The following is a 13429-nucleotide window of genomic DNA, read 5'->3' on the forward strand; positions in this document are numbered from 1 at the left end:
AATGAAAAATTCATTTAATCTTAAGATTAAGTATCTGTTCAGCGCGTTGATCTTGTTACCATTTTCCATGGTATCCCAGCAACTATCCGCAGAACAAAAATCGGTTACGCTGGATCATATTAAATCGAGCAGTACGATAAACATAGGCTATCGCCAGCTTGAGCCGTTTTCATTCCGCGATAGCGATGGCAAAGTCACGGGGTACACCATTGAACTGTGTAATATGATTGCTGATCAATTACGAGTAAGTCTGGGTATCAAAAAACTTGCTATTCATTATATTCCCATTTTATTTACCGAGCGTGTCTCTGCACTAAACTCCAGTAAGATTGATTTAGATTGCAGCGTTAACACTGTTGCACCTGAGCGCCAAAACAGCGTCTCTTTTTCGGTTGATTACTTTGTTGCAAACATGCGAATCATCTCCCTCCGCACTAATAATATTAAATCTCTTAATGATTTAAAAGGCAGAGCCATTGCTGTGCCGCGCGGCTCTAAAGACCTATTAGAATTGAACAGGATTAATCGCGAAAAAAATCTTAGCCTTTCGATTGTGACTTCAGATACTGTGGAAGATGCTTTCGATATGATGATGCAAAAACGTACAGCCGCATTAATATTAGATGATATTCTGGCTTATCCGTATATCAACCAAAGTGAACACCCTGAAGATTTCACCGTTTCGTCTGAGGTTGTTGGTGATAAAATGAAATATGCCCTTATGATGAGAAAAGAAGACCCACTGTTTGTGGCTTTTGTCGACAAAACACTGGGCCAAATATTCGAATCACCACTCAATGCTCAACTAACCAGTAAATGGCTGGCGCAAAAAGTGGTCATGAAAAACACGCAGAATACTCAACATTAAGCGCCTCGATGTGGACGTGTAATTGAACTCAGTCAGGAAATTTTTGCATACCAGACTCGCTACGCATTTCATATTTTCTGGCATGCTGTTGTTGTTATTGGCGGGAAACTCGCTACGTGCTGCATGGGATTTCACCACCATTCAACAACGCACCGACAAACTGTATGGCCCTGCACCTATTGACGCCGGGCAGCGAATTGATGACTGGCAGCAGTTGCTGCTTGAGCAGCGAAACAAAAGTGAGTCTGAACAATTAAGTGCAGTGAATCACTTTTTTAACCAGAAGCTGCACTATCGTGAAGATATTGATATCTGGCACGTAATTGACTACTGGGCGACACCGATAGAATCCCTTCGAAAAGGGGAAGCAGATTGCGAAGACTACGCCATCGCTAAATATTTCACATTACGTCAGCTAGGTGTTTCAGGAGAAAAGCTGCGTATTACCTACGTTAAAGCCTTACGACTTGATAAAGCCCATATGGTATTAACCTGGTACGAAACACCCGATGCAATACCGATAGTACTTGATAGTTTGACGGATAACATTTTACCTGCAACCAAGCGTACGGATTTATTACCTGTGTATTCCTTCAATGATAACGGTCTGTGGTTACCAGGAAGTCAGAATAATAAACGTGTCGGGGATAGTAAGCGCCTTTCTCGCTGGCAGGATGTGTTGAAAAAAATGCGGGAAGAGGGTTTCCCGATTGATGAATAGGAAATAGCCTGTGTCTCTTTTCAAACAGCTTCTTATAGCTATCTTTCTTTTTATGCTGATTATATTCAGCGGCAGTTTTATTGTTAATCTCGAAAGTTCTCGAGAGCAGTACAATAATCAGCTGCTTTCACATGCGCAGGATGCTGCAACCGCACTGGGCCTATCACTCACTCCGCACGTTGACGATCCCGCGATGATCGAACTGATGGTCAGCTCGATTTTTGATAGCGGTTATTACGATGCTATCCGTGTTATCGATCAAGCTAGCGGCAAAACTATTCTTGAGCGCACCGCCTCTTTGTCCGTACCTGAGGTTCCAGCCTGGTTTGTCTCGTTGGTCAATGTCTCTCCGCAACCCGCAGAAGCAACCATTATGCGCGGCTGGCAACAAGCAGCCCGTGTTGAGGTGATAAGCAACCCAGTGTTTGCGATTAAGCGTTTGTGGCAAAGCACGCTGGCGAACCTTCTGTGGATGCTGGCCTGTAGCGTCGTGTGTATTCTGGCAGGTGCTGCACTATTACGCCGCCAGTTACGCCCGCTCAATTACATGGTTAAACAATCGCAAGCTATTACTCGTCGTGAATATCTGACTCAGATCGACTTACCGAAAACCCCAGAACTGCGCCGTGTAGTTGAAGCCATGAACCTGATGGTCACCAAACTCAAAACGCTATTTGAAGATCAAGCTGAGCACAGTGAACGCCTGCACAATGAAGCCTATATCGACAGCCAGACAGGTATTGCTAACCGCCGTGCTTTCGATATGCAGATGCAAACACGTTTAAGCGACGAAGAAACCGCATCAGGATATTTACTGTTACTGCGTATTCAGGATCTGGGTGGCTTGAACCAACGTTTTGGCGGCCCGCATACTGACAACCTGCTCAAACATGTTGCCGATATGATGAATGTGGTGAGAAACCAATACGCCGGTTCAGACAGTATTCTTGCGCGTATCCGTGGTGGTGAATTCGCCCTGCTCTGCCCGGGTGTCACACATAATGAAATGCTGAATTTGCAAAACTCGCTCAATCAGCAGCTTGCCGCATTCTATGCCACCGGTATGTCAGACATGAACCCTGTCGCACATACAGGAATGGTGCCGTTTAGCTACGGCGATTCAGCACAGTCGCTGATTGTTCAGGCTGACCGCGCGCTGACGGAATCAGAAACGCATACCACGCATCAGACTAACTTCCTGCCTGTGGTACAAACTGACGCCGCCCTGGAAGACCAACATCTGTGGTTTACTCGCCTTGAAAATGCGTTGAGTAAAGAGCAGTTCCAGTTATTCTTCCAGCCGGTTGTCGATTGTAAAAATACACAGAAAATTATTCATTACAAAGTGTTGTCGCGCATCGTGGATGAAAACGGCAACAGCATTACCGCCGGCCGCTTCCTGCCATGGATTCACCGCTTTGGCTGGAGCCAACGTCTTGACCAGGTGATGTTGAGCCTGACCCTGAAGCAGTTGAAAAGCTACCCAGGCTATCTGGCGCTCAGCTTGTCCGGAAATTCACTGGCGAATGAAGCGAGTATCAAACAGCTCCTTAGCCCACTGAAGCAAAGCCCGCAGCTTGCCAACCGCTTAATTCTGGAGCTGGATGAAAACCAGTTGCCAGAACCTGAGCAGATGGAAGTATTTATCAAGTCGCTGAATCATTATGGCTGTGGCCTGGGCCTGCAACACTTCGGTAGTCGCTTCGATATGATTGGCCACCTGTCACAATGGGGCCTGGCTTATCTGAAAATCGACTCCAGCTATATCCGCCATATTGATATTGAAAACGATAAGCGATTGTTTATTGACGTGTTACACGGTGCGACAAACAACATTGATCTACCATTGATTGCCGAGCGAGTAGAAACCGAAGGTGAACTGCGAGTGCTGCAAGAGGTGGGGATTTATGGTGCGATGGGGCAGTTGTTGGGTGAACCAGCTCCGTTTTAAGCAGTAAAAAAATGGTGGATGACGCTTCGCTTATCCACCCTACAAACCATTAAACGCGTTCACTAATGCGTAGCCTAAATAGTTCGAGTTGCATCAAGGCGGCAAGAGAGCAACAAATTTGTCTGGAACAAATTTGAACGCTGCTTGCAGCGTCCCCAAAGGGGTAAGGCCCATGGATGGGCCGCATAATCCCCAGGAGCTTACAAAAGTAAGTGACTGGGGTTTGTGAACGCAGTCAACGCAGAAGCAGCTCGAAATATGACGGCTATTTAGAAGATGCCCTGGTCGTCAGAGTTTAATAAATCCTCTAACCCACCCAATCCCTGGCGCGCCTGCGCACGATTCATCAGCTTAACCTGTGCCATTGCTGGCAAATCAGTAATGGTTATCACGCCTTTTTGAATCAGCAAAAAAATCAGATCGTCCAGAACGCGGACCATTTCCAGGTCGCTTCGCTGAAGCAACTCTCGATTCTGTAAAGTCCCATCAACCACATCACGGGCGCTGTTCCAGGCTGCAATCTCCGGAGTCTGTGAGAAAATCTCACCCGTCATGCCGCTAAACGGCTCGCTTTCAACCCGTGTTAACTGGCCTTCTTCATTACGTTGAACGTAATACATTTTCAATACCTTTTAAGTGCATGTGATATCACCGCCCGGTAAAGGGCGGTGACTCTCAATTATGAGTGGAACTGCTCAGGCTTTGGGATTAAGTGATCCAGTGAATGGGTCGCAGAACCAGCTGAGTCATAGCCGGCATGATGTGCATCGCCGGTATGCCCAGGAACAGCCGGCGCTGGAGCAACTGCATCGGCAGCGCTGCCCTTGCCATGCTCAACAACCTTAATCATCTGCGCAATATCCGTGCCTTCGTGCAGCTCATGAGCCAAATCGCTGAGATCAACTTTGTCGAAATGAGCACTCTCTTTGCCAGTAAAGACCTTCAGACCTTCATCGCCGTGATGACCTTTCGAATCATGGGCAAGATTAAAGGAGAACGAGTCATTGTCATCACCAAACAAGTTGCTTAATCCATGATCGTGAGAAGGTGCATTAGCAGCATGGAGTGATTTGTCAGCAATATCCACGTCATGCTTGCCGTGATGGGATGGAGCATCCATCGTAATATCAGCCTTTTGATGGAACACGTTGGTGTTGCCATGCTCATCGTGAGCAGCAACGGAAACATCCACGTTATTTTTACCAGCATGAAGTTCGGCGGTATTTACCGGAATGTCGTAGGTCAAGTGCCCATTATCTTCGTGCAATGTCACGTCATAATGTTTGCCATTGATAGTGGCGTTCATATGATCGTTGGCATTTACATCAGAACTATCAACCTGGCCGGTAATATGAGTCACATGATGATGCGCTTCATGCGAGTCTATGTGGTTATCACCTGTCACTTTATCGATAGTGATCTTAGCGTCAGCGTGGGTATCCACCAGTACATCATGTGAGTCATGAACGGTGATTGCGTTACCAGCTTTATCCGTCGCAGAGACGCTCACATCAAAGGTATTTTTCCCTTCGTGCAAGTACCCTTTGTCTACATGAATGTCGTAACCCAGATGGCCATTAATTACTTTAATCTCACCGGTGAACGACTTGCCGTTGACAGTCACTGTCACTTCATTGCCCAGTTGTGCATCGACATCCCTGCCAACCGTGCCGGTGACAGAAACATGGTCAGACTCTGCGGCATTGATAACATTGTTGCCTGACACCGTGTCCAGGGTGATGGTGGCGTTGAGATGGGTATCCATCAGCACTTCATGACCAGCATGAACGGTGATGTCGTTTCCGGCACCGTCAGTCGATTTGATACTCACATCAAAGGTGTTGCTCCCTTCGTGCAGGTATCCTTTATCCACATGAATGTCGTAACCCGGATGACCATTAATATCCTGAACCACACCCGTGAACGACTTGCCGTTCACCGTCACCGTGACTTCATCACCCAGTTTTGCATCTGAATCCGTACTAACCACGCCTTTAACAGAAACATGATCAGACTCTGCGGCATTGATGACATCGTTCCCTGCCACTGGCTCAAGCGTGATGGTGGCACCAAGCTGTGTATCGACATGCACATCGTGCCCGGCATGAACGGTGATTTCGTTTCCGGTACCGTCAGTCGCTTTGATACTCACATCAAAGGTATTTGTCCCTTCGTGCAGGTATCCTTTATCCACATGAATGTCGTAACCCGGATGCCCATTAATATCCTGGACCACACCCGTGAACGACTTGCCGTTCACCGTCACCGTGACTTCATCACCCAGCTTCGCATCGGAATCCGTACCCACCGTGCCGGTCACCGAAACATGGTCTGCAGCGGCGGCGTTGATGACATCGTTCGCCGCAACCGGCTCGAGCGTGATGGTGGCACCAAGCTGCGTATCCACATGCACATCGTGTGAGTCATGTACGGTGATTGCGTTACCGGCAGCATCTGTCGCAGAGACGCTCACATCAAAGGTGTTTGTCCCTTCGTGCAGGTACCCTTTGTCCACATGAATGTCGTAACCCGGATGACCATTAATATCCTGAACCACACCCGTGAACGACTTGCCGTTGACCGTCACCGTGACTTCATCACCCAGCTTCGCATCGGAATCCGTACTAACCACACCTTTAACCGAAACATGGTCAGCAGCGGCGGCGTTGATGACATCGTTCGCCGCAACCGGCTCGAGCGTGATGGTGGCACCAATCTGTGTATCCACATGCACATCGTGCCCGGCATGAACGGTGATTGCGTTTCCGGCACCATCTGTCGCTTTAATACTCACATCAAAAGTATTTGTCCCTTCATGCAGGTACCCTTTATCCACATGAATGTCGTAACCAGGGTGGCCATTAATCTCTTTAACTTCACCCGTAAACGACTTGCCGTTCACCGTCACCGTGACTTCATCACCCAGCTTCGCATCGGAATCCGTACCCACCGTACCGGTCACCGAAACATGGTCAGCAGCGGCGGCGTTGATGACATCGTTCGCCGCAACCGGCTCGAGCGTGATGGTGGCACCAAGCTGCGTATCCACATGCACATCGTGTGAGTCATGTACGGTGATTGCGTTACCGGCAGCATCTGTCGCAGAGACGCTCACATCAAAGGTGTTTGTCCCTTCGTGCAGGTACCCTTTGTCTACATGAATGTCGTAACCCAGATGACCATTAATAACTTTAATCTCACCTGTAAACGACTTGCCGTTGACCGTCACCGTCACTTCATTGCCTAGCTGTGCATCTGTATCCCTACCCACCGCGCCGGTGACAGAAACATGGTCAGACTCTGCAGCATTGATGACATTGTTTCCAGCCACCGTGTCCAGAGTGATGGAGGCGTTGAGTTGCGTATCCATCAGCACCTCATGTCCCGCATGAACAGTGATTTCGTTTCCAGCACCATCCGTTGCTTTGATACTCACATCAAAGGTGTTGCTCCCTTCGTGCAGATACCCTTTATCCACATGAATGTCGTAACCCGGATGACCATTAATATCCTGAACCACACCCGTGAACGACTTGCCGTTCACCGTCACTGTGACTTCATCACCCAGCTTCGCATCGGAATCCGTACTAACCACGCCTTTAACAGAAACAGAGTCAGACTCTGCGGCATTGATAACATCGTTGCCTGCTACCGGATCAAGAGTGATAGAAGCATGAATTTGTGTATCAAGCGTAATGGTGTGGGTATCAGTTGAAGTTGCGATGTTACCCGGAGCATCATGACCCGTTACTGTCACAACAACGGTATTATCCCCTTCATGTAACACGCTGGTCGAAACAGGAATTTCGTAGGTCAGCTTACCATTAACCTCGGCGACAACGCCGCCAGGTACAGACACACCGTTGACTGTCAAAGTAACAGGGTCGCCCGCATGTGCATCCCCCGTCACGACCCCAGTGACCAGAGTGGTACCCGCATCATGCTCGACAATATTCACTTTATCGTCACCCGAAATGGTGCCGATATTGATTTTGTTTGAAGCAACCTGATCAATGGTAACGGTGTTTTCTCCGGTGATAGTCACCGTGTTACCCACCTCATCAACACCGGTTACTGAATAAGTAATTTTCTGGTCCTGAAGGAGGTCAACAGTGTCGACCTGAATCGTAAAGGCTAAGCTACCGCCCCCAGTTTCATGAAGCGTCGCGGGAATGGTATTGCCATTAACGGTCACCATCACATTGTCGCCAGCATGAACATCGCCCCTGACCGTACCGGTAATTTCGGTTTTGGGCTGATTGCTTTCGACGGCATTCAGTACGTTGTCGCCTGAAACATTATTGATATTTAGGCTGACATTCGCATGGTCATCAATTGTCAGCAACTTATCACTATGCGCTTCGAAACTGTTATGCGCGCCATCTTCCCCACTGACCGAGACATGAATATTTGGATTGGCTTGCAGATCGGAAGTATTAACTTGAGCGATGTAGCCCAATTGGCCGTTCATATTTGGTAACTCAATGACGGTGACTTGAGTCGGTACATGGTTGACTGTAATGGTTACTACATCACCTTTAGCCACATCACCACCCACCACACCGCTCACTTCAGTTTTACCTGACTGAAGATCCTTCGCGCTGAGGATATTGTCACCCGAAACCGTGTTAATTGTGACGGTGGCACTGGCGCTGGTATCAACACTAACACCGTGAGTCTCTTGTGTGGTGATGACATTCCCAACCGCATCATGCCCTGTGACTTCGACTGTTACCGACTTGCCTTGCATCAGATCACTGGTTAAGACATCAACCTTGTAGCTGAGATTTTGATCCACTTCCACATCAGTATATTCATGCCCATTAACTGTCAGCGTGACATGATCGCCAGGATTTACATCACCCGAAACCTTACCGGTGACGGCAGTGGTGGCATTTTTGCTCTCGTTCAAGTTGATGATGTTGTCATCAGTGATGTTATCGACGGTGATATGGGCTGAAACTTCGGTGTCAACGGCAACAGTTTTGCCGTCCGTAACCGTAATAGCGTTACCGTGCTCATCACGTCCAGTCACACTCACGCTGACATTCGGATCCTGACGCAGATCGTCAATGCTCACTTCCTGGCTAAATACCAATTTATGAGTGGTCGGATCTTCGCTTACCTGAGTCGTAATTTGGTGGTTGTTAACCATCAGAGTTACGTTACTACCGGCATGTATATTATCGCCAGATACTGTTCCGCTGATGGTGGTCGTCCCACCTTGCGACTCCACAATATTAATCGTGTTATCACCCGCAATATCATTTAGATGAATTTGGGCGGAGACGTCGGTATCAAAAATAACCATGCCCTCAGCGTGGCTTGTTCCACCGAACATTGTGACGCTGAAGCCTGGGTGGTTCTGGAGCTCATCGGTATCAACCTTAATTGCATAACCATACTCTCCAGGAAGATTAGGGCGCTCGAAGACTTCACCGTGATAAGGCCGGGTTCCGAGATAGATAATGACCTGGTCACCTACATGTACATCGCCTGATACGGTTCCGCGAATCACTGTCTGACCATTGTCAGATTTAGATTCAGTGTTGTTTATCCAGTTGTCGCCTGCGACCGGACTCACGGTAATGTTAACGTGAGGCACCGTCGGCGTAGTGGTGTGACCATTGTTGCCATCATGTGGAGGCGTAGTCGTATTGCCATGGTTAGGGTCGGTAACAACGGTAGGCGGCCACGGCAGGTTGGCATGCATGTGATCGCTGGCCGTTTCGGTATTACCGTATCTGTCTGTGGTAGTAATCTTGACGGTAATGTCGGCATTGGCATCTAAATCATGAGGGTTGATATACGCCTTTCCACCCGTCGTCGGGTCAATTAAGTGGTCGCCATTGAACACGAGATGACCAAGATTATCTTTAATGACATGCGTATTGTAAGTTTTACCGCCAGCAGTAATTTCTATCAGATCGCCTTCTTTAGCATCACCGCCAACCGTTCCTTCCATGATCCAAAAATCGTGGGAGCTATTTAATTCTAAAGATCCCGGAGTTATATGAATTTCAGCATCAGCTCGCGTATCGATATTCACCACACGGTCAAAGTCTGCCCTAATGGTATTCCCGGCTGCATCTGAGCCTGTCACCTCAGCATGAATAACCGGTTTACTGCCACCGGAGATCAAATCATCGGAACTGACGTCAATGCTATAACCCAGACCATTAGATTGATTGCTTACGGCACCATAATAATGTTGGCCATTTACAGTGAGATCAACGACATCGCCGAGGTGAACGTCACCAGTAACGTGCCCAGTAATAGTGGTATGCGGTAAGTGCGCCTCTGCATTGTTGATTGTGTTGTCATCAGTAACACGATCAATGGTGACGGTTGCAGACGCATGGTCATCGCTAGAAACATCACGCGTCGCACCCACCGTCGCAGTATTACCCGCTGCATCATCCATGGAGATGGTTGCCGTGATATGAGGATTATGCACCAGACCTTGAGTCGGCACTTCCAGGGTGTAACCCAAACCACCTCCGAGGAATGTCTGCGGCCCTACTGTGGCATGATAAACCACGCCATCAACAGTCACATCGACGATATCCCCGTCTGTCACTTCACCACCGACGCGACCATTGATTATCGTGTTCGGAGATTGTTGATCGAGTCCATTTAGCACATCGTCACCCGAAACAATATTAATCGTCACGGACGCTTCAGCATGGTCGTCTATGCCAACGTTGTGATCGGCTGTGGCAACAGTGTGGTTTTTTGCCGTATCGGTAACGTCGATACTGGCGTGGATATTTGGATTTGCCTGGATATCAGTAGTGACCACCGGGATGTGATAACCCATGATGACTTTGCCCTGATCATCGACACCAAGGTTTTCCACAACTCCATTATAGGTGTGATTATTCACCTTCAGAGTCAGTGGATCACCAGGCTGCATTTCACCTGTAACCTTACCACTCACCAGTGTGTAGCCATGCTTCAGTTCGTCGCCGTTAAGAGTATTATCGGCAGTCACATTATCAACGGAGATAGTGGCTTCAACCTTAGTATCAACAACGATATCCTGCTTCGCTTCTGCTGATGCTCTGTTATTAGCCTCATCAGTAACGGTTACCGTTGCGGTGAAGCTTGGATCCGCCATCAGATCATGGGTACTGACCTCTTTGGTCCACACCAGGTGACCACTGCTGTCGCGAGTCACTTTTGCCGTCAGATCCATGTTGTTAATGTGCAGAGTAACCAGATCGCCTTCTTTAGCATCACCGCCTACAGTTCCTGAAACCGTAGTGAAATCATGCTGCGACTCTTCACCGTTGATCATGTTGTCGCCGGTCACTTTATTGATAGTGATGCTCGCTTCGGCTTGTAGATCAACCTTTAAGTCTGTCGTGACCTCTGCTGGCTGGTAGTTTAAGGCGCCATCATGACCGACAATATGTGCCGTCACCTTCGGATCGGCCATAATGTCCCGAGTACTGACATCCACGCTGTAACCCAGCGCGCCATGGAGATGCGGCTGGTGCTCAACGGTCGTTTCATAAGTATTGTTATTCACCGTTATGAGAACTTTGTCGCCCTCATGCACATCTTCACCGCTCACCGTACCGCTGACTTTAGTGGTGTGCTGCTGTTTGGATTCCTGCTGGTTGATAATGTTATCGCCGGACACGGTATCCATAGTGATATGTGCTTCGGCGTGGTTATCCAGAATAACTGTGTGATCGGTGCTCACGGTGACCACGTTGTGCAATTCATCGTGCGAGGTGACCGATACAGTAAAGGTGACTTTACCGTCGACTTTGCCTTGGTTATCGCTAAACGCAGTGGAATCAACCGGGATCTGGTAGCCCAGTTTGCCGCCTAAATCGATAACGTTGCCGCTAAAGTGGTGATTGTTAATATCGATATTCACCACATCGCCCACTCTGGCATCGCCGCCAACCACACCAGTTATCAGCTGACTATGGGTATCCAGTTCGTCATGGTTAAGAACGTTATCTTCGGTGACCTTATCAATTGAGATAGTGGCATCCGCGTGGGTATCGACCGCAATATCATGCGTGTGTGAAGTAGTGACAGTGTTGCCAGCCAAATCGTGGCTGGTGATAGACACTTTAACCGTGTCGAGCCCCTCATAAAGCCCGCCTGGTGGCACTGGCACTGAGTAAAACAGATGCCCGTTAGGATCAGTACTCACATGACCTGAATAATCATGATGTACAGGATGACCAGAAGCATCAACCCCTGACACACGAACGGTTACAGCATCGCCAGCTTTTGCATCATCACCAGTGACTGCACCACGGATAATGGTATTTCTGTTGGACTCTATTTTGCTGACCCAATCATCGCCCGCCACAGTATCAATAGTCAGATCGTTTACGGCGAAGTTATCAACATGAACAGTATGTTCAGTCACAACGATGGCTTCGTTACCCGCCGCATCATGTGAAATGACTTTAGCAGTGAACGTCACATCTTTTTCAACCTGCCCTTTGTTATCACTGAACTCAGCCGAAGGAACGTCAATTTTATAACCCAACTGGCCGTTAATCGTCTCAACATGGCCGCCGTAATACTTGTCGTTAATCTCGATCGTTACTTCATCGCCGACTTTAGCATCGCCGCCTACCACACCGGTGATGGTCTGAGTATGGTTGCCCAACTCAGTGTGGTTCAGGGTGTTGTCGGTGGTGACTTTATCGATTGTGGCGGTGTTTTCAGCGTGCGTATCAACCGTGACCGTTTTTTGATGTTCAGTAACAGCCTCGTTCCCCAGCTTATCGTGGCTGGTCAATTTCACATGAACGTCGTTGGTGCCTTCTTTGAACTGGCTGGATGGCACCGCCACGTTGTAGTACAGATGGCCTGGGTTGCCGACCACGTTGCCTGTATAGGTCTGACCGTTTACGCTGACTTCAACCACATCACCCGCTTTTGCATCACCGCTCGCAGTACCGCTGATAAACGTTGGCATGCGCGACTCAGTCATGTTGATGACGTTATCGCCTGCAACTTCATCAATGGTGAAACCATTGGTCGCGAAGTTATCAACATGAACAGTGTGCGTGGTGGTCTGGGTGACTTCGTTGTTTACCGCATCGTGTGATGTCACAGACGCCGTAAATGTCACATCCTTATTAATGTGAGCGTTATTGTCGCCGAATGCCGAGGAATCTACTGGAATCTGGTAACCCAGCTTGCCGCCGCCTAAATCGATAACTTTCCCACCAAAATGGTTGCCATTGATTTCAATAGAAACTTTATCGCCCACTCTCGCATCACCACCCACTTCTCCGGTGATCAACTGTTTCGGCGTTTCCAGTTCAGCATGACTCAGTTTGTTATCTTCGGTAACGCCGTTAACCGTAATCGTCGCTTCAGCGTGCAGGTCGACGGAGAAGTCATGTGTATGGGTGGCAATTGCTGTATTGCCGGCATTGTCTTGACTAGTAATCGTCACCTGCGCGTGGGTATCGCCCTCAACCAGTGTGTCGCGCGGGATGGCGACGTCATAGTATAGGTGGCCTTGTGAATCAGCATAAACAGTGCCGCTGAAATGATGCCCCTGCACCATTACATCCACAAGATCTCCTGACTGCGCATCTTTGCCGCTAACCTGGCCCGTGATATGCACGTTTCGCTCAGATTCAGCGTGGTTAACGATGTCATCTCGCGCTACGGTATCGATGGTTAAATCATTGTGCGCATGAATGTCCAGCACCACCGTTTTGTGCTCAATTGCCGTGGTGGCGTTACCCGCGCTGTCGGTGCCGGTCACCATCACCTGCACGTCATTGCTGCCTTCGGAGAGTGCCGCAGTCGCCACCGGTACGGTATAGCGCAACTGGCCGTTTTCATCGGTCACCGTGCCATAGAAATTCTGGCCGTTGACGCTGACCACCACATG

At 48.7% G+C, this 13429-nt stretch carries 5 protein-coding genes; 3 read left to right on the top strand and 2 right to left on the bottom strand.

Translation table 11 applies throughout. The features are described 5' to 3' along the window. Position 1 precedes the first annotated feature (1 nt). The 3 genes from LVQ76_RS16640 (at position 2) to lapD (ending at position 3540) form a co-directional block, all read left to right on the top strand. Complete coding sequence (locus LVQ76_RS16640) at positions 2-868, top strand: amino acid ABC transporter substrate-binding protein (protein WP_232922083.1); 867 nt, start codon at positions 2-4, stop codon at positions 866-868. An 82-nt stretch (positions 869-950) separates the two neighbouring features. Next, a complete protein-coding gene (gene lapG, locus LVQ76_RS16645; RefSeq protein WP_232865800.1) occupies positions 951-1589 on the top strand; it encodes a cysteine protease LapG in 639 nt (212 codons plus the stop codon). A 10-nt stretch (positions 1590-1599) separates the two neighbouring features. Continuing rightward, on the top strand, positions 1600-3540 hold the full coding sequence (gene lapD, locus LVQ76_RS16650; RefSeq protein ID WP_232905184.1) for a cyclic di-GMP receptor LapD: 1941 nt from the start codon (positions 1600-1602) through the stop codon (positions 3538-3540). A gap of 269 nt (positions 3541-3809) precedes the next feature. Here the strand turns inward: lapD and LVQ76_RS16655 are convergent, their stop codons facing one another. Both LVQ76_RS16655 and LVQ76_RS16660 read right to left on the bottom strand, forming a co-directional pair. Then, the gene (locus LVQ76_RS16655; protein ID WP_232865794.1) at positions 3810-4160 is read right to left on the bottom strand and encodes a tryptophan synthase subunit beta; all 351 of its coding nucleotides are present in this window, start codon (positions 4158-4160) and stop codon (positions 3810-3812) included. A gap of 59 nt (positions 4161-4219) precedes the next feature. Then, positions 4220-13423 (bottom strand): Ig-like domain-containing protein, encoded by a 9204-nt coding sequence (locus tag LVQ76_RS16660; RefSeq protein WP_232922084.1) that lies wholly within the window; start codon positions 13421-13423, stop codon positions 4220-4222. Positions 13424-13429 lie beyond the last annotated feature (6 nt).

The sequence above is a fragment of the Buttiauxella cochleicola genome, assembly GCF_021283185.1.
GTDB lineage: Bacteria > Pseudomonadota > Gammaproteobacteria > Enterobacterales > Enterobacteriaceae > Buttiauxella > Buttiauxella massiliensis.

Coding starts and splice junctions, on each gene's coding strand:
- LVQ76_RS16640 (WP_232922083.1), top strand. CDS start 2: ATGAAAAATTCATTTAATCTTAAGATTAAGTATCTGTTCAGCGCGTTG.
- lapG (WP_232865800.1), top strand. CDS start 951: ATGCTGTTGTTGTTATTGGCGGGAAACTCGCTACGTGCTGCATGGGAT.
- LVQ76_RS16655 (WP_232865794.1), bottom strand. CDS start 4,160: ATGTATTACGTTCAACGTAATGAAGAAGGCCAGTTAACACGGGTTGAA.